This is a genomic window from Thalassospira profundimaris (assembly GCF_003326675.1).
GTDB classification, from domain to species: Bacteria; Pseudomonadota; Alphaproteobacteria; order Rhodospirillales; family Thalassospiraceae; genus Thalassospira; species Thalassospira aquimaris.
The window spans coordinates 288,632-306,731 of the sequence record NZ_JPWF01000003.1; the positions used below are offsets into that span (position 1 = coordinate 288,632).

The 18,100-nt window shown below is 52.9% G+C and carries 19 protein-coding genes; 9 read left to right on the forward strand and 10 right to left on the reverse strand.

Translation table 11 applies throughout. The features are described 5' to 3' along the window. Positions 1 to 22: 22 nt before the first annotated feature. Positions 23 to 715: a substrate-binding periplasmic protein gene (locus tag TH19_RS06200; RefSeq protein WP_181846327.1), complete on the reverse strand. Its 693-nt coding sequence runs from the start codon at positions 713 to 715 to the stop codon at positions 23 to 25. Between the two features lie 17 nt (positions 716 to 732). Between TH19_RS06200 and TH19_RS22705 the strand changes: the two genes are divergently transcribed. Next, complete coding sequence (locus TH19_RS22705; RefSeq protein ID WP_181846328.1) at positions 733 to 930, forward strand: hypothetical protein; 198 nt, start codon at positions 733 to 735, stop codon at positions 928 to 930. A gap of 17 nt (positions 931 to 947) precedes the next feature. Here TH19_RS22705 and purL read toward each other — a convergent pair whose 3' ends face one another. The 5 genes from purL to TH19_RS06225 all read right to left on the reverse strand — a co-directional run bounded on the left by purL (position 948) and on the right by TH19_RS06225 (position 6,054). Next, entirely contained in the window at positions 948 to 3,161 is a 2,214-nt protein-coding gene (gene purL / locus TH19_RS06205; protein WP_404969479.1) for a phosphoribosylformylglycinamidine synthase subunit PurL, read from the reverse strand. Further along, positions 3,155 to 3,844, reverse strand: a complete 690-nt coding sequence (gene purQ, locus TH19_RS06210; protein ID WP_114101464.1) for a phosphoribosylformylglycinamidine synthase subunit PurQ — start codon at positions 3,842 to 3,844, stop codon at positions 3,155 to 3,157. The genes purL and purQ overlap by 7 nt, the downstream gene beginning before the upstream one ends. 80 nt (positions 3,845 to 3,924) lie before the next feature. After that, on the reverse strand, positions 3,925 to 4,164 hold the full coding sequence (gene purS, locus TH19_RS06215) for a phosphoribosylformylglycinamidine synthase subunit PurS (protein ID WP_008891731.1): 240 nt from the start codon (positions 4,162 to 4,164) through the stop codon (positions 3,925 to 3,927). A 123-nt stretch (positions 4,165 to 4,287) separates the two neighbouring features. Beyond that, the gene (gene purC / locus TH19_RS06220; protein ID WP_114101465.1) at positions 4,288 to 5,052 is read right to left on the reverse strand and encodes a phosphoribosylaminoimidazolesuccinocarboxamide synthase; all 765 of its coding nucleotides are present in this window, start codon (positions 5,050 to 5,052) and stop codon (positions 4,288 to 4,290) included. A 222-nt stretch (positions 5,053 to 5,274) separates the two neighbouring features. Further along, positions 5,275 to 6,054 (reverse strand): NRDE family protein, encoded by a 780-nt coding sequence (locus TH19_RS06225; RefSeq protein ID WP_114101466.1) that lies wholly within the window; start codon positions 6,052 to 6,054, stop codon positions 5,275 to 5,277. 155 nt (positions 6,055 to 6,209) lie between these two features. Between TH19_RS06225 and TH19_RS06230 the strand changes: the two genes are divergently transcribed. From TH19_RS06230 to TH19_RS06240, 3 genes are all read left to right on the forward strand, one after another. Continuing rightward, entirely contained in the window at positions 6,210 to 6,527 is a 318-nt protein-coding gene (locus tag TH19_RS06230) for a DUF1476 domain-containing protein (protein WP_114101556.1), read from the forward strand. A 162-nt stretch (positions 6,528 to 6,689) separates the two neighbouring features. Further along, positions 6,690 to 7,367 carry a response regulator gene (locus tag TH19_RS06235; RefSeq protein WP_114101467.1) on the forward strand — a complete coding sequence of 226 codons (678 nt, stop codon included), beginning with the start codon at positions 6,690 to 6,692 and terminating at the stop codon, positions 7,365 to 7,367. Between the two features lie 123 nt (positions 7,368 to 7,490). After that, entirely contained in the window at positions 7,491 to 8,198 is a 708-nt protein-coding gene (locus TH19_RS06240) for a CTP synthase C-terminal region-related (seleno)protein (protein WP_114101468.1), read from the forward strand. A 66-nt stretch (positions 8,199 to 8,264) separates the two neighbouring features. On the opposite strand, the gene TH19_RS06245 is transcribed toward TH19_RS06240, so the two are convergent. Beyond that, on the reverse strand, positions 8,265 to 9,206 hold the full coding sequence (locus TH19_RS06245) for a DMT family transporter (RefSeq protein WP_114101469.1): 942 nt from the start codon (positions 9,204 to 9,206) through the stop codon (positions 8,265 to 8,267). Between the two features lie 98 nt (positions 9,207 to 9,304). Between TH19_RS06245 and TH19_RS06250 the strand changes: the two genes are divergently transcribed. Beyond that, positions 9,305 to 10,237 (forward strand): LysR substrate-binding domain-containing protein, encoded by a 933-nt coding sequence (locus TH19_RS06250; protein ID WP_114101470.1) that lies wholly within the window; start codon positions 9,305 to 9,307, stop codon positions 10,235 to 10,237. Here TH19_RS06250 and TH19_RS06255 read toward each other — a convergent pair whose 3' ends face one another. Together TH19_RS06255 and TH19_RS06260 are read right to left on the reverse strand one after the other, a co-directional pair. Continuing rightward, on the reverse strand, positions 10,238 to 10,858 hold the full coding sequence (locus tag TH19_RS06255; RefSeq protein ID WP_114101471.1) for a YbhB/YbcL family Raf kinase inhibitor-like protein: 621 nt from the start codon (positions 10,856 to 10,858) through the stop codon (positions 10,238 to 10,240). A 150-nt stretch (positions 10,859 to 11,008) separates the two neighbouring features. Beyond that, entirely contained in the window at positions 11,009 to 11,794 is a 786-nt protein-coding gene (locus TH19_RS06260) for a maleate cis-trans isomerase family protein (protein WP_278006877.1), read from the reverse strand. A gap of 418 nt (positions 11,795 to 12,212) precedes the next feature. Here TH19_RS06260 and TH19_RS06265 point away from each other — a divergent pair, with 418 nt between their 5' ends. Continuing rightward, positions 12,213 to 12,860: a GntR family transcriptional regulator gene (locus tag TH19_RS06265; protein ID WP_114101472.1), complete on the forward strand. Its 648-nt coding sequence runs from the start codon at positions 12,213 to 12,215 to the stop codon at positions 12,858 to 12,860. 61 nt (positions 12,861 to 12,921) lie between these two features. Here TH19_RS06265 and purB read toward each other — a convergent pair whose 3' ends face one another. After that, a complete protein-coding gene (gene purB, locus TH19_RS06270) occupies positions 12,922 to 14,232 on the reverse strand; it encodes an adenylosuccinate lyase (RefSeq protein ID WP_114099202.1) in 1,311 nt (436 codons plus the stop codon). 291 nt (positions 14,233 to 14,523) lie between these two features. On the opposite strand from purB, the gene TH19_RS06275 reads away from it, so the two are divergent. From TH19_RS06275 to TH19_RS06285, 3 genes are all read left to right on the forward strand, one after another. Then, entirely contained in the window at positions 14,524 to 16,278 is a 1,755-nt protein-coding gene (locus TH19_RS06275) for an HD family phosphohydrolase (RefSeq protein WP_114101473.1), read from the forward strand. Positions 16,279 to 16,427: 149 nt separating this feature from the next. Further along, positions 16,428 to 16,952: an RNA polymerase sigma factor gene (locus TH19_RS06280; protein ID WP_114101474.1), complete on the forward strand. Its 525-nt coding sequence runs from the start codon at positions 16,428 to 16,430 to the stop codon at positions 16,950 to 16,952. Between the two features lie 9 nt (positions 16,953 to 16,961). Next, positions 16,962 to 18,062, forward strand: coding sequence for a FecR family protein (locus tag TH19_RS06285; protein ID WP_181846329.1), 1,101 nt, complete (start codon positions 16,962 to 16,964; stop codon positions 18,060 to 18,062). The last annotated feature ends 38 nt before the right edge of the window (positions 18,063 to 18,100 follow it).

Below are 18,100 nucleotides of genomic sequence, written 5' to 3' on the forward strand. Positions count from 1 at the left end.
CACGGATGTTTCTGTGCGTGATCTAGTGAAATGCCGACCCGATTGCCTGATGGACAGCATTCGTCACTACGGCTTCAATGGTTCCGTCTTCGACCATTTCTGCGATGGCACGATTGATCAGTGCAATTGCCGACATCTCTTTTGATTTTCTGTTGAACGCGATGAAGGTCTGATTTTCATACATCGCACGTTCGCCGCGCACGATCTGGTTTTCAAGTTGAAGTTTCTGGATCCAGATGTCGCCAGCTTCGCGTACGGCAATCACGGCATCGACGCGCTTGCTGATCAGCATAGAGAAATTCTGATCATCGCTTGCTGCCTCTGATGCGAAAAACAGTTCGGCCTGTCGGGCGTTGTCGAACGCATCGCCATAGCTCCATCCGCGAATAACCCCGACATTCAATCCTTCAAGGTCTTTGAGTTCGCTCTCGCTGGTGAACGCTGTCTTGGAACGGTAGATCATCAATCTTTCGCGGTGGATCGGGTCACTAAAGGCGTACTTTTTCTGACGTTCCAGATTTTTGTAGATCCCGGCAACGCCGCCTTCGGCATTTTCCAGATGAAGAAGTGCCCGGCGCCAAGGGACAGCGATGATCTCGACGGGTATCCCGGCCCGGACGAATATCGCCCGAACGAGATCGGGATAGATGCCTGCTGCCAGATCATCATCGCGATACATGAACGGGGGATTGGCTTCATCAACATAGATTGTCATGTTTCGGGCGTGCCCTGATGGTAGAAAAACCACCATGGCACAGCCGAAGCAAAAAAGTATCGCCCAGACAATTGGTCGACAAAGGTACGCCATTTGATCCCCGCCAATCCATGCACAACCAACATATGGGAAGCAGGGCTCGTACAGGCAATAAAGGTCAAACACCTGTCATCGGCAAAGAAAAACCCCGCCAGATTGCTCTGACGGGGTTTTGATTTTCGAGGCGCCTTGCTTACTGAACGGCTTCTGCCATGAAGGATGGCATCCAGCCTTCGTTCAGTTCGCGCAGCTCGGCCAGCGATACTTTGTCACCGCCATCGATGGCAACAGAATCACCACCGGCCTGACCGATGATCACTGCTGCAACATTCGAGCTACCTGCCGCATTAAGAACCTTGTCCGGGTCGCGGGTTGCGATCACATAACGGCCCTGGTCTTCACCAAACAGCCATGCGACTTCGCTGCCAGCTTCCGGAAGGTGCAGGTCAGCACCGATATTGCCTGCAAGGCACATCTCGGCAACCGTTACCAGAAGGCCACCATCGGCAATATCGTGGCAGGTACGAACCAGACCCAGTTCGATCAGTTCACGAACCAGCGTACCGGCACGCTTTTCAGCGTTCAGATCAACCGGCGGCGGTGCGCCTTCTTCGCGACCTTCGATGGTCTTGAGATACAGCGACTGGCCAAGTTCACCGGTTGCAGCACCGATCATGATCAGGGCGCTGTCATCGCGTTTGATGCCAATCGTTGCATGGTGACCAAGGTCGGAAATCACACCAACGCCACCAATTGCCGGGGTCGGCATGATGCCAACGCCGTTGGTTTCGTTGTAAAGCGACACGTTACCCGAAACGACCGGGAATTCCAGTGCGATACAGGCTTCGCCGATGCCCTGACATGCGCCAACAAACTGGCCCATGATGCGCGGACGTTCCGGATTGCCGAAGTTCATGTTGTCCGTGATGGCAAGCGGCTTGGCGCCGGTTGCAACCAGGTTACGATATGCTTCGGCAACGGCCTGTTTGCCGCCTTCGACCGGATCGGCCATGACATAACGCGGGGTGCAGTCGGTGGTGGCTGCAATGCCCTTGTTCGTGCCCTGTACGCGCACAACACCGGCATCGCCACCCGGACGAACAATGGTGTTGCCCATGACCAGATGGTCATACTGTTCCCAAATCCAGCGACGCGATGCAAGGTCAGGCGACGCAATCAGGGTTTTCAGCGCGTCAACATGGCTGACCTTTGCCGAAATGCTGTTCGGGTCAATACGATCCTGTTTCGGGGTCGGTTCCCACGGACGATCATATTCAGGCGATGCTTCGGCCAGCGGATCAATCGGAAGATCACCGGCAACGTCACCATGCCATTTCAGGACCATGCGTTTGGTATCGGTCAGAACACCGATGACGGCAAAGTCGAGTTCCCATTTGTCAAAGATTGCCTTGGCGGCATCTTCGCAACCGGGTTTCAGAACCATCAGCATGCGTTCCTGCGATTCCGAAAGCATCAGCTCATAGGGCGTCATGCCTTCTTCGCGCATCGGGACCTTATCAAGCCACAGTTCGACACCAACGCCGCCTTTGGACGCCATTTCGAACGAGGAAGAGGTCAGACCGGCCGCACCCATATCCTGGATTGCGACGATCATGTCGGTTGCCATCAGTTCAAGGCAGGCTTCAAGCAGAAGCTTTTCGGTGAACGGATCGCCAACCTGAACGGTAGGACGCTTTTCTTCGCTGTCGTCATCAAACTCGGCCGATGCCATGGTCGCACCATGGATACCGTCACGACCGGTTTTCGAACCGACATAGACAACCGGGTTACCGATACCGGCTGCTGCCGAATAGAAAATGTTGTCGGCATCTGCCAGACCCACGGTCATCGCATTGACAAGGATGTTGCCATTGTATGATGCGTGGAAGTTGGTTTCCCCGCCGATGGTCGGAACACCCATGCAGTTACCGTAACCGCCGATACCTTCGACAACGCCGCTCAGAAGATGGCTGGTTTTCGGATGGTCGGCCTCGCCAAAGCGCAGGGCGTTCAGGTTTGCAATCGGACGTGCGCCCATGGTGAACACGTCACGCATGATGCCGCCAACACCGGTTGCCGCACCCTGATAGGGTTCGATAAAGGACGGGTGGTTGTGGCTTTCCATCTTGAAGACAGCAGCCTGACCATCACCAATGTCGATGACACCGGCGTTTTCACCCGGACCCTGAATGACCCAGTCAGCCTTGGTCGGAAGGGTTTTCAGCCATTTCTTCGAGGACTTGTAGGAGCAATGCTCCGACCACATGACCGAGAAAATGCCAAGTTCGTTGATGTTGGGTTCGCGACCCATGATTTCGAGAACGAGATTGTACTCTTCCTCGTTCAGGCCGTGTTCCTTGACCAGTTCCGGCGTGATCGGGGTGTTGAAATCAATAGCACTCACGATGCTGCCTCCACCAAGCTTTTGAACAGATTGCGGCCATCGGTGCCACCATGGAGCGGATCAATCGCGTTTTCCGGATGCGGCATCATGCCAAGGACGTTACCTGCCTCGTTGATGATGCCGGCAATGTTGCGCTGGGAACCATTAAGGTTGGTTGCCGGATCAACAACACCGTTCGCATCGCAATAGCGCAGAATAACGCGACCTTCGCCTTCAAGGCGGTCAAGCGTTTCGCTATCGGCAAAGAAGTTGCCGTCATGGTGCGCGACCGGATAGTCGACAACGTCGCCAGCCTGATACTGGTTGGTAAAGCGGGTGTCAGCGTTTTCGATTTTCAGATGCGTGTTTTTGCAGATGAATTTCAGGCTGGCATTGCGCATCAGCGCACCGGGCAGCAGGCCTGCTTCTGTCAAGATCTGGAAACCGTTACAAACGCCAAGGATGGTCACACCGGCTTTGGCGCGTTCAGCAACAGCGCGCATGATCGGGGACTTGGCAGCCATGGCGCCGCAACGCAGATAGTCGCCATAGGAAAAACCACCCGGGACCATGATGATGTCGGTCTTTGGCAGCTCGGTCTCGCCATGCCAGACCACAACCGGTTTGGTGCCGGTGGCCTGTTCGAGTGCTGCGATGGCGTCATTCTCCCGGTTGATGCCGGGGAAGAGGATGACAGCGGATTTCATGAAATACCGTCTCTCGATTAATGTCCGTTACTAGATCGCGATAGACAGGGATGCGGGTGTGCAAATCCCCGTCAAGGCGCTTAGGCCAGCTCGATGCTGTAGTCTTCGATCACGGTGTTGGCGAGAAGCTTCTCGCACATTTCCTTGACCTCGGCTTCGGCCTTGGCGGCATCGGTGCCATCCAGTTCGAGTTCGATGAATTTGCCCTGACGGACGTCGTTGACGCCATCAAAACCCAGGCCCTGAAGGGCGTGGTGAACGGCTTTGCCCTGGGGGTCAAGAACACCGTTCTTCAGGGTGACATGAACACGTGCTTTCACGAGAAGCTCCTTTAAGTTCGCAGGCGCGGGGCTCGCGCGACTTTGTTTGCAAACAAAACGCTGTCCGATGCGCAATGTATCGGCAGCCATAAGAAAAGGCCGCGCGAGCGCGGCCTTGGGGTGTTATTTGGTCGCGTCTTTGTTCAGCGACTCTATTTCGGCGGACTCAGGCAGAACGCCAAGACGGCGCGCGACTTCCTGATAGGCCTCTTCGACGCCGCCGAGATCGCGACGGAAACGGTCCTTGTCCATCTTTTCGTTGGTCACTGCGTCCCAAAGGCGGCAGTTGTCCGGGCTGAATTCATCGGCCAGAACCAGCTGCGCAAAGTCACCTTCCCAAACGCGACCGAATTCAAGTTTGAAATCGACCAGTTTGATGCCGATGCCGCGCATCAGGCCGCAAAGGTAATCATTTACGCGAAGGGTCATGCCAACGATTTCTTCCAGCTCGTCCGGGCTTGCCCAGCCAAGAGCAAGGATATGCTCGTCAGACACCAGCGGATCGCCCAGTGCATCGTCTTTGTAGTAGAATTCGACGATCGGACGCGGCAGACGTTCGCCTTCTTCAAGGCCAAGACGCTTTGCCATCGAACCGGCAACGATGTTGCGAACCACAACTTCGATCGGAACAATTTCGCATTTTTTGCAAAGCTGTTCGCGCATGTTAAGGCGACGAATGAAGTGGGTCGGGATACCGATTTCTGCCAGACGGGTCATGACGAATTCGGTGATCATGTTATTCAGGACGCCCTTGCCGGCAATGGTGCCGCGCTTCTGAGCGTTAAACGCAGTGGCGTCATCCTTGAAATACTGAATGATCGTACCGGGCTCAGTACCTTCGTAAAGAACCTTGGCTTTACCCTCGTAAATGGGCTGCTTTCTGGACATTGGCGGGATCTTTCACATCTAGGCCCGCACGGCAACTGCGCAGGCACCCTGAAATTCGCGCCCCCCGTATAGCAGTGCTTGGCGAGAAACTCAATTGTCGCTTAAGCTCTATTTACGCAAACTTGATAATCAAAAATTGCAACCGTCGCGGTGTCGTGGGGCTCACAGATGATTTTGCACTGCAACCTTTTGGCAATGCTCTGTTTTCTCTGATCATACCGGTTACAGGTTGACCGGGTGGAACGGGGTCTTGTCGGGTTGTCCATCGGCAAACAGCCAGACCGGACGGCGGGGCAATTCATGTTCGCTGGTGGGAATCGCCGGTAATCCGATCAGGGACGAACAAACCGTCTCAAATCCCATATTGCTGCGCACCAGCATCGCATCGGCACGGATGTCGTAATGTTCGGGATCGGGGGCCTCGATGCCGGTATCTGCCAGCAATGCCTGCCAGGCAAACCAGTCATCGGCTTCGGGGTTGGGCGACGGTGCCGCTCTGAACCGCGGAAGATTGCGCCTTGTGCGTGCACTGTTGGCGGTGTCGTTAAGATCGTGCGCGGTCAGGATCGAAAGACCTTCGGGGATTTCGGTGATCTCGATTTTGCCTGTACCACGATTGGCCAGCCAATAGGCATCCCGGTTATCAGCAACCACCATGTTAAATGGTCGATAGGCACCGCCATCAAGCTCGGCCAGTGACTGTGCGGCATCAATCGCGTCGGCATGGTCAAGGGCCTCAAGCGGCAATTCACCACGGGATCGTTTGTCTGCGGCCGGGCCAAGTGTGCCAAACCGGTTCAGCACGGCAGCAACCACACCGTCTTCGTTGACGCCAAGCCAGGTGCCGCCCGCGGTTTCGTCAAGACCGGCAATAACATCCGGGCGATCATCCCAGTGGCGTGCCGGGGACTTCCAGGGGCGGTTATTCATTTCATCGCGATTGGCGCCAATGATCACCGGCCATTCATGGTCGGGACGGCGCAAAATAATGACTGTGCACATGAGCCAGATCAAAGCGTCATGACAGCTCATTTGTCAAATTCAAAAGTATCAAGCAGAGGGGTGTAAAAGGCCCGCTTTGTTCTCAAATACTAATGCAGGCAACCGATCCCGAACGTGCTGTGGCGGGATGGGAAAAACGTCAAGGAGGGAACGATATGAACAGCTTTAATGATCGCGAACGCGGTTTCGAGGCGAAATACAGCTTTGATCTTGAACAGGATTTTCGTATCGAAACACATCTTTACAAGATGCTGATCGTTTGGGCTGGCGAGCAAATGGGCATGTCCGCTGACGAATGTCAGGCATATGCTGTCAAAACCGTTGGCGAGTTGGTTGCAAACCCGCGTGAGAACAGTGTCGTGGCGCTTCTGCTTGCAGACTTTGGTCGTAAGAATATCGACATCACAGTGTCCCAACTTAACGCAAAACTCGAAGAACTACGTCCGGTTGCGCGTGCAGAAGTCCTGACCTGATGGTCAGGAAACGGGCCTTCGCCAAAAACTTCTAGTTTGCAAACCACTAGGCGGTCTCGTATCCTGCATTTCGAGATTGAAAATCAGTGGGTGCAACCTTTTGGTGTACAATCCTTTGCCAAGCGCAAAGGATGCTAATCAGGTAGAAGAAGGGCAAAGGCTTTGCGTATCCTTTTGGCGGATGATCACGACCTGGTTCGTGAGGCAATATCACTGCTGTTCCAGCAGTATTTCGAAGATTGCGAAGTGGCTGAAGCCGGCGCGCTTGACCCGGCTTTGGATCTTATTGCCGAAAATAATACCTTTGATCTGGTCCTGCTTGATTTGCGGATGCCGGGCATGAACGGGCTTGATGGCCTTAAACGTGCACTGGAAAAGGTCGCACCATCGACCTTTGTGGTTTTGTTGTCCGGTGCCTATCGCAGCGAGGATGTGCGTCATGCAATCGAGGCGGGTGCACACGGATTTATTCCCAAAACCCTGCGTGGTCAGGCGTTGGCAAATGCGGTTCAGCTGGTGCTGGCCGGTGAAAAGTATCTGCCGTCTTCGATCCTCAATGATCTGAGCGACGGCATGGTTGGCGGTGGGGACTCCGACAGCCGTCTTGCCGGCGGTTTCGGAAGCGAAGGCGATTTTGCACGTCTGACCCCGCGTGAACGTGAAGTGCTTGCATTGTTGTCAGAAGGGCGTCCGAACAAGGATATCGCGCGTCATCTGGACCTTCGTGAAATCACGGTCAAATACCATCTGAAAAATATCTATCGCAAACTGAATGTGTCCAATCGCGCACAGGCGGTAAAAATGGCACTGGAAGATATGGCGCGGGCGGGAACTCTGTAGTATCTTCGTCAAAGGCAGCTCTGTTTGCGGCACAAATCCCGGCTCGTGATTTCACGGGCCGTTTTTTGTTGTTCGAGCCGATTTGCATTCCCTCGTAATGTCACCTGAAACGAGGATAAATTCATGACTGTCAAAATTGCGCTGGTTGGCGACTTCAACCCCGATGTTACGGCCCATCAAGCCATTCCCAAGGCGCTTGATATTGCCGGGAGCCAGATTGATGTGCCGGTTACCAGTGACTGGATTTCAACAACTGCCCTTGATGATATTGATCCCGAAGGGCTTCTGGGCAGCTATCATGGCATCTGGTGTGTCCCGGCAAGTCCGTATCAAAGCTTTGACGGGGCGCTTGCCGCCATTGGATATGCCCGAACCCGTAACGTGCCTTTTATGGGAACGTGCGGGGGCTATCAACATGCCGTTCTTGAATATGCGCGCAACGTGCTGGGTTTGGGGAATGCTGCAAATGCCGAAATTGATCCCGAAGCCGAACTTCCGCTGATTGCGCCGCTTGTCTGTGCGTTGATTGATCAGGATGGCGGGATTGATCTGGTGAAGGATAGTTCGATCCATCGTTATTACGGAGTGGACAGGGTGTCTGAAACCTATCGATGCAGTTACGGTTTTAACCGTGACTATGTCGGACTGCTTGATGGGCAACCGCTAAGTGTGTCGGCCTGGGATCAGGATGGAGACCCGCGTGCGGTGGAACTTGATGGGCATCCGTTCTTTATCGGAACGGCTTTTCAGCCGGAACGATCCGGTTTGCGTGGCGAAAGTCACCCGTTGATTACGGCCTTTGTCCGCGCGGCGGCAACGAAAGCAACGTAAAAGCCTGACCAGAATAAAAAAAGCGCCCCCGGAAACGGGGGCGCAGCCTCTGAGAACAGGGAGCTCTCAGGCATGTTCGGGCCGGTTGTGGGCCCGGACATCTTGTAAGGTCGAAGGGGCCGAGACAGCGGGGGATCTGCCCGACTGCATGATGATCACGCCAACCAGAATGACAGATGTCGCGATCAGATCTGTCAGGGTGACTGTTTCACCAAGGATCAATGTGCCGGTGGCAAGACCGATTACCGGCGGGATATAGGTCGAACTGGCAGCCTTGATCGCGCCAAGCTTTTCAACAACATAGTAATAACACATATAGGCAATCCCGGTGCCAAACAGGCCCAGCCCGATAAACAGGCCGACCGTTGCCAGCGGATTGACAAAAATGGCGTCAATGCCATCAAAGTCGCCAATCACCAGCATGGTCGCCGATGAAAGACCAAGCTGATAGGTGCAAAGCGCAATCGGCGAAATCCCAAGCGGGCTCAGGAACTTGCGGGCATAGACAAAGGATAGGCCGACACAGGCCGATCCAAGCGCGATATAGCCCACGCCAGCCGGATCAATGGCCCCGCCGCCACCTTCCCAGGGACGGGCAATCGATGCGATCCCGGCAAAGCCCAGCAATAGCCCGCCAACCGAACGCAGATTGATCGGTTCGCCTTTCAGAAACAGAAGGGCTGCGACGAAGGTGAAGAACGGGATGCCACCGGCCAGAATGCCTGCGATGCTTGAGGGCAAAATCGCAACGCCCTTGGCAAAGGCATAATAGTAAACCGACGCAGCAAGCAGCGACATGACCACAAAGTGGTGGGTATATCGCAGGTGGCCCCATTTCAGTTTGCCGCGAACCAGTGCAATCAGACATAGCGGAAGAAAGCCCATGGTTACCCGCACCATAACGATTTGCATCGGGCTGACATAGTGGCTGGCTGTCTTGTTAAACAGATAGGTCAGCCCCCAGACAAGGGCTAAAAATCCGAAAACGATATAGGCATTCTTCTTCATGTCGGAAAATCCGGATTGCGATGTTTCACGACATTTACTTGTTTGCAGTGTATTCTACAAATCATGCTATCTGGATCATAATATAGAAAAAATGCATTATGTCGCTTTATCCGCCGCTTAAATCGCTTCCGGCATTCGAAGCTGCCCTGCGTCTGCAAAGCTTCTCGCTGGCGGCAGAAGAACTGAATGTCACACCCGGCGCGGTGGGGCAGCAAATCCGCAAGCTTGAAGAATGGCTGGGCGTGGAGCTGTTCACCCGTTCGGTTCGGCAGGTCTATCCAACGGCGGATGGATTGGCCTATGCCGCCCGGATTGGTCCGGCCTTGCAGCAGATTTCAGATGCCAGCGCACAGTTGCGCCATCGTCAGGATCATTCCGTTCATTTTGTCATGCCACCCAGTTTTGCCGCCAAATGGTTTTCACCGCGGATGGCGCGGTTTCTGATCATGCATCCGACAACTGCCCTGCATGTCGGTTCAACCGAAGAACGGCCGAACTTCGATCATGACGGGCTTGATATCGCGGTGCGTTATTTTGATGGTAATGATGACAGCCTTGAAGCTGTGTTGCTGTATCGCGGGCAGGCGGCTGTGTATTGTGCGCCGTCCTATCGCGATGAATTGGGGCTTGCAACGCCGGCCGATCTGGTTCGGGCAACCCTGATCAATGATACCAAGCATCACTGGTGGTCGGACTGGCTTGCGACCTTTGCCGGTATTGCGCCGGAACAAAGCCGGTTGATCAAGCATATCGATATTGATCAGACCGCAATGGTAATCGAGGCCGCCATTCACAATCAGGGCGTGGTGATTGCCAACCCGCTTCTGACCGAGGAAGATGTAAGCGAAGGCAAGCTCGTTCATCTTTTCCCGCAACATGTCCTAACGGTGCCCCTTGGCTATTATCTGGTCCATCCGAAAAAGCGCGAATTGCGCAGGCAGGTCCGGCTGTTTCGTGACTGGTTGCTTGATGAAGCAAGCGAACTTACACAAGTTTACTCCCCAATCGGTGTGAGCCGATCGGGGAGGTGATTAAAGGTCGCGGTTCATTGAATATGTGCCCGTATAGCAGGCCTTTGCCAAAACATGACCATCAATCGCGGTTAACAGTTCAGGGCCACCGAAGGGCTGTGGCAGAGGAACTTCATTAACGTCGAGTGCATAAATGGTAAAATGGTAGCGATGAATAAGTGCATCATTCCAGGGAGGGCATGGGCCGTCATAATCTGCATAGTTTCCACCCATAGTGGGATGGTCAGCAAACCAATTGGTGTAGTTGTTCAACCCTGCTTCGCCATATGGGCGAGCTCCAGGCTTCTTTCCCGTTGGTGTCACCCTATTTGAAGCCTGACCCTCGTCAATTTTGGTTGTTGACGGCGGTATATTTGCAACGACCCAGTGGTAAAAGTCGACCCTTGGTAAGTCTGGGGATATTGTTTTGCCCTCAATATTGACGTTCTCACCAGAAGATGGAACATCCGAATCATGGCAAATTAGAGCGAACGATTTGGTGCCTTTGGGGATGTCTGTCCAGAAAATGGCCGGATTGATGTTCTCTGCCAATTCAAACCGTCCTTCAGTAGGGATTTTACCAAAGGCAAATTTATTGGGTATTGGCGCGCCTTCGTTCCATCCTTGAATATGAAGCTTCATTATTAGGTTTCCTTTTCCGTGTGTATGTCAACTCGGTGGTAGTTATAAGCGCGGAGGGCTGCCCAAAGAGGCTGGCAAGTTGTTCCGGGGCAATATTGTTATTACTGGCCTCGGAAACTGGATTGGGCTGGTTGCATTCAGATCGTGAGTTCAGGTGGCTTGAATGCGTTTGGATGGTAAACCTCCGGAAAGTAAGGCTCCTCCTCCAGGTGCAATTTCGGAAAGATTAAGCATCTGCAAAATTTTCCGGGTCGTGGCCACTGCCGCAGACAAGGTCGGAAGACCAGATGCGCGTTCAATCATTTCAATTGATGGCAAAGAGGGCATCTGCACACAAGCAGATGCAACGATTGCATCAACACCTGTAAGGTCGAGTTTACGCCACAGTTCAGCAGGCGCGCACGGATCCTGAGCTGCGACCGCCAAATTGTCAGGAATTTCCAGTGCCAGAAAGTCGTGAACTTCAATCCCTTCATTCTCAATGTAGTTGACTACCATTTCAGTGAGTGGCCGCATGTATGGGCAAATTATAGCAACTTTCTTCGCGCCAAGTTCTTGAATGCCGTCGACCAGTGCTCCTGCTGAATTGAGAATAGGTGTAGGACAACCGTTGTCCACGGTTGCTTGGTATAGAGTTTCTGATGATGTTCTGTGGTAACCCAGCCCCATCGACATGATTGCAACAAGGCAGGCATATGCTTGGACTTCTACTGCGGCGTCAGACAGTTCTTGAGCGCAACGTTTACTATCGGCATCCATTGCCTCCAGCTCTTCCTTGATCACGCTTTTCATGCGCATGCGTGACGAGTGAAAGGTGAAGCGATCTGGCAGGATATGTTCACGTGCTTTAAGAAGTGCAGGAATCTCGGTTTCCATAGTGACATTGGAACTCGGTACTATCATTCCGATCCGTCTGGTTCTTTCCGAAAATGGCATATTGGTCTCCGTTTCATTTCTCGTGAAAATTACAAGGAAGAATCCATGGTTGCGTCCGGACGCTACGTCGCAATCTTAGGGAAGATGCACGGAAGCAGAATGGTAACAAGCATGCAGGCGACTGAGAGCCAAGAAGGTTTGTTTTGATCAAGGAGCATCTGCGCGACGTGATGCCGGAGATCGTTTGTGGACCACTGGTGCGGTAGATTGAGTTCTCTGCTTGGGTTCGGTTAGGAATAAAAGTGCTACCTGTAGGTGTGGGCGATAGGATGGTTTTGATCACTGAATGTCTCTTTGTGTGTTCGTTTGAGTTTTATCTGTATACATATAAAATTTATAAGAATGCAATAAAAAACTATTGCGTGTCGACTTATGGCCTTGTTCTGGATAAAATCCTCGCAGAAACAGGGGATTGTAAATGGCGCGTGTAGCCGACCAACTTATCGAAGAACTTAAAAACGAAATTCAATCAGGTGTACTTAGCCCCGGGGACCAGCTCGAAGAGGCAGCGCTTGCCGAAAGATTCGGGGTTTCACGAACACCGGTACGCGAAGCGGTGAGATCACTTGTTGAAAGTGGGCTCTTGGAAACGCGGTCGCGCAAAGGGGCCTTCGTCAGAGTTTTGTCGATAAAGGAATTGATTGATCTGTTTGAAGTATGTGCCGAGCTTGAAGGAATGGCGTGTCGGCTGGCGTCAGAACGTTTGACAGATGCTCATCTGAAGAATCTTTTAGAAGGTCTGGAGGCCTGCAATCGGGCTGTTGAGAAGGAAGATACAGAGGCTTATGCCGCTGCAAACCTTCAATTCCATACTGCTATACATAAAGCGTCAGAGAATGATCGGTTAATTGATCAACTTGCTGACTTGTCCAGGACGATCAATCCTTACAGATCGATGCCTTATGGAATTCGAGGTCGGCTTGAGCAGTCATTTGAGGAGCATGTGAACATTAAAGATGCGGTGTTGGCGGGTAATGGTGCAGAAGCCGATTTTCTTATGCGTGATCATATGATGCTGCAGGGGCAGCGCTTGCCATTGCTGCTCAGGGCGTACGGACACGAATAAATCTGGAACAAAAAAAGCCCCGGCCAATGACCGGGGCTTTGATATTTGATCCGGGTTGCCGTTAGTCGGCAAACACGCGGGCAAAGATCGTGTCGACATGCTTGGTGTGGTAACCAAGATCGAACAGAGCTTCGAGTTTATCCATCGGGATACGTGCGGTAACGTCTTCGTCGGTTTTCAGAAGCGACAGAAGATCGCCTTCGCGGTTCCAGACCTTCATCGCATTGCGCTGAACGATGCGATAGGAATCTTCACGCGAAACACCATACTGGGTCAGGGTCAGCAGCACGCGCTGCGAGAAGACCAAACCACCCATCTGGTTAAGGATCTCGTCCATACGTTCCGGATAGATCACCAGATTTTCGACAACGTTGGTCAAACGCATCAAAGCGAAATCAAGCGTTACGGTCGCGTCCGGGCCGATATTACGTTCGACCGAGCTGTGCGAAATGTCGCGCTCGTGCCACAGGGCAACGTTCTCCATTGCCGGGATTGCCATCGAACGCACCAGACGGGCAAGGCCGGTCAGGTTTTCGGTCAGGACCGGATTACGTTTGTGCGGCATCGCCGAGGAGCCTTTCTGCCCCTTGGAGAAGAATTCTTCAACTTCGCGAACTTCGGTACGCTGAAGGTGACGAATTTCGGTTGCCAGATGCTCGATTGAGGATGCGATAACACCAAGGGCTGCGAAATAGGCGGCATGACGGTCACGCGGGATAACCTGGGTCGAAACCGGTTCCGGTTTCAGGCCAAGCTTGGCAGCGACATGTTCTTCAACGCTCGGATCGATGTTGGCAAAGGTGCCAACTGCACCGGAAATGGCGCAGGTCGCGATTTCTTCGCGGGCAACAACCAGACGATCACGGTTACGTTTGAATTCCGCATAGAAAGTCGCAAGCTTGAGACCAAAGGTCACCGGCTCTGCGTGGATGCCGTGCGAACGGCCCATGCAGGGAACGTCTTTGGTTTCATAGGCGCGCTTTTTAAGGGCGGCCAGAAGCTTGTCCATATCTTCAAGCAGGATGTCGGTTGCCTGAACAAGCTGCACGTTAAAGCAGGTGTCCAGAACGTCCGAGCTGGTCATGCCCTGGTGGACAAAACGGGCTTCTTCACCAACCTGTTCGGCCAGTTCGGTCAGGAACGCGATCACGTCATGTTTGACTTCGGCTTCGACGGTGTCGATGCGATCAATACGGTCCTGGGTATAGGGCTTGTCGCCTTTTTCCCAAACAAGCTTGGCGGATTCAGTCGGGATAACACCGAGTTCAGCCAGTTTGTCAGCAGCGTGTGCTTCAATTTCGAACCAGATACGGAATTTGTTCGCCGGTTCCCAGATGGATGTCATCTGCGGACGGGAATAACGGGGGATCATGCGGTCGCCTCCGGGCATAATGGTTGGGCGCCGGGGCATGATGTGAATGATCGGAATGCGTGATCAGTTGCACGATCATAAGGCCGGCACGCTTTCACCGCGTCGGATAGTCCATTCCGGGCAAATTGGCAACCCTGCAGACGGTATGGCAGGGATGTGATGTCGGTTTTCGCGGCAAAAACTTGTGATTTGTTAGAAAAATCGCAACTTAGGTAACATATTCACTATTGATCGATAGTGTGTCAGCGTAACGATGCAAACAATCTGATTGTTGAGTGGGCGAGAAAATTAATGGCGCGTGAAGCCGACAAGGCGCAGAGTCACCGCAAAGAAGTGACCGAAAGCCACAAAAGTGAAGAAAGCTATCTGGCAAAACTGGTCGATCTGGGGATTGCTCTTTCAGCCCAACAGGGGCGAGAGGAGCTTAACCAGAAGATTCTTATGGCTGCGCGCGATTTCACCAACGCGGATGGCGGGTCGCTTTATCTTGTGAATCGCGAAGAAAGCGAACTGCATTTTCGCATTCTGATGAACGATACACTCAACACCTTTTTCGTCAGCGGTCGCGAAGCCGAAAAGCCGTTTCCGCCCTTGCCGCTTTATGATGTCGAAGGCAAACCGAACTATCGCAATATCGCGACCTATGTTGCGCTAAGTGGCAAGTCGATTAATATCGAAGACGCCTATTGCGCCGAGGGATTTGATTTTACCGGCACGCGCGCCTTTGATGCCAAAACCGGTTATCGGTCCAAATCGTTTCTGACGGTTCCGCTTAAAAACACCAGCGGGGCGGTGATTGGTGTTCTTCAGCTGATCAATGCGCGTGATGATCAGGGCAATGTGATTTCTTTTGATAAAGAGATCGAACCGATCATCAGCGCACTTGCCAGTCAGGCCGCCGTCGCCATTGAAAACAGTCGTTTGCTGGTCGCGCAGCGTGACCTTATGGAAAGCTTCGTGCGTGTTCTTGGTCATGCGATTGACGCCAAATCCCCACATACGGCCGATCATTGTTCCCGGGTGCCGGTGATTGCCAGAATGCTGGCACAGGCCGCGGTCGATGATAAGCGCGGACCGTTCTCCAATTTCTACCTGACCGATATGGAATGGTACGAACTTGATCTGGCGGCCTGGCTTCATGACTGCGGCAAGATCGTAACACCCGATCATGTCATTGAAAAAGCCACCAAGCTTGAAACCATCCATAACCGCATTCACGAAATCCGCACCCGGTTCGAAGTTCTAAGACGCGATGCCGAGATCGAGATGCTCAAACGCAAACTCGCGGGTGAAGACCCCGATATTTGCGAAACCGATTTTCAGATCAAGGTCTCGCAACTTGAAGCGCAATTTGCGCTGGTTGCCGATGCCAATATTGGCGATGCCGAGATTGATACGGATGCGATCTATGCATTGCATGATATTGCCGAACTGAAATGGACCCGGCATTTCGACCGGACACTTGGTCTGTCATGGGCGGAAAATGAACGACTGAGCGATGCTGATCTGGCATCCCTTCGCGAACCGGGAACAGAAAACATTCTGATGGATCGTGAAGATCACATCTATCAGGGCTTTAACCGCGGCGAGCTTTATAACCTGTCCGTCCCGCACGGCACCCTGACCTCTGAAGAACGGCAGGTGATCAATGATCATGTGGTGATCACCCAAGATATGCTTGCGCAACTGCCCTATCCCAAGGAACTGCAACGAATTCCCGAAATTGCGGGTAACCACCATGAAAAAATGGACGGATCTGGCTATCCGCGCGGCCTGACCGGTGATGAAATGGGTATCCTCGAAAAGGTGATGGTGATCGCCGATATATTCGAGGCCCTGACGGCTGTTGATCGCCCCTATAAACGACCCAAACTGTTGTCGGAATGCATCGCCATACTTGCTGATATGCGCGACAAGGGGCAGATCGATAATGACCTGTTCGAACTGTTTTTGGTCAGCGGCACCTATATCGATTATGGCCGCCGATATCTTCGTCCCAATCAATGCGACGAAGTCGATATCGAACAGTTCATTATTTCAACGTGACGTTTCTGGCTTATGTCGGTGGAGGAAAGCGGGAACCTTTGTTGCTCGTTGGAATGCGAATGTAATTAATAACCATTTGCATTTAAGGTTGGTTGGTGTATTGCAGTAACCTGCTTCCGCCATCCCCGCCAATCACACCCAAACGATTTATGCTTTCGCAGTCGGGCTATCCAAACAATTTGCTTCGTGCTTTCGAACAGGAACGTGAAAACCTGTTGCGTCTTGCTGCGCGCAGGTTGGGTGATTTGGAAGAAGCGCGCGATATTGTCCAGGACGCATTCATCCGTGCTGCGGGGGCATCGGATCAGTCGATTGATGATCGACCTGCCTATTTGCGGACCATCGTGATCAATCTGGTGCGTGATCGTATGCGCAGGCGCAATAGCGCGGGCGTGATGGTTGATCTTCAACAGGAAAGTGATCCGCTTGAATGGACAGCGGCAGATACCCCGTCTGTCGAACAGGTAATCTACCATCGTCAGCGGCTTGAAGCCTTTGAGAAAGCACTTAGAACCCTGACGCCGCGATCACGGGAAGTCTTCATCTTGCGAAAGTTGCATGGTAAGAGCCATGATGAAATCGCATCTGTGACCGGACTGTCGCAGTCCGCGATTGAAAAGCACCTGTATCGTGCATTATCGGCATGCCGCGATATTCTGGAAAAACTCGACTAGGCGATGATTGTGAGTGACAAGCCGCAACATTGGGACCGGGGCCCAGTCAGCGACAACCTGTCTGATCAAGACGAGGTTACTGATGCCCTGATGTCCGACGACCTGATGGATCTGGCGATCGCTTGGCATGCCCGAAAGGGTGTAGACGATCCAAATTCCGACATTTATGCAGAATTCAGGGAATGGTGCCAGCGCAGCCCGGATCACCAGATTGCCGCGGACAAAGTAAATGCGTTCATGGCCGATGACGGGTTTAATAACCTGCTTGCCGGTTTGGAGGCAGAACTTCAGACGCAACCGGGCAGTCCGAATAAGCAGGCGCGAAAGCCGGCATCCCGGAATTTCGAACCGGCAGCATCCAGGACAAGACGCCTCGTGCGAAGGATGGGTCTGTTTGCCGGGATTGCGGCAACGCTTTCGGTTGCGGCTGTAATTGCCCTGAGCAGTCTGAATATTGCAGGGGGAGGTGACCGGGACCAGCGTCTGGTTGCGGAACGTTATGCTATTCACCAAACTCTTTCAGATGGCAGTCGGATCACACTGGCACCCGGAGCTGTTGTATCCTGGGCGATGACGTCTGAACAAAGACATCTTCACCTTGAAGAAGGTGCGATAACAATCGAAGCATCTCCGGATAAAAACCGGCCAATGGTGGTTTCAACCGCATACAGTGATGTAACTGTTGTCGGTACGCAATTCATTGTCATCAGTGATCCGCACGGTGATGAAATTGGTGTGGCCGAGGGTATCGTTCGCGTTCGCGAACGTCAAAGTGGCGAATTTGGCGAAGTAACCCTGACAGCCGGACAGGGGATCATATTGGATCAGACGGGCAAGCTGATCCGACGCGAAATAACAGCGGCACAAATTGAAAAAGTGTCCGAGGGATGGCGTCTGTTTGCATCAAAGCCCCTTGTCGATGTTGCGGCGGCAATTCGACGCCAAAGCGGTATAAAGCTTGTGATCGATCCGGGCGTTGCCGATCGTTTGGTGCGCGGGCGTCTTAATGTTGCAGACGGCGAAAAGACCATCGGCCTTCTGGTCAAGTCTTTGAAAGTCAATCGATATGACTTGCCGTTCGGGTATGTCCTGTTGACGGATCGCATCTGATTTTCCCGATAAATGCTGCCCTGATTTCCCCTGGGTTT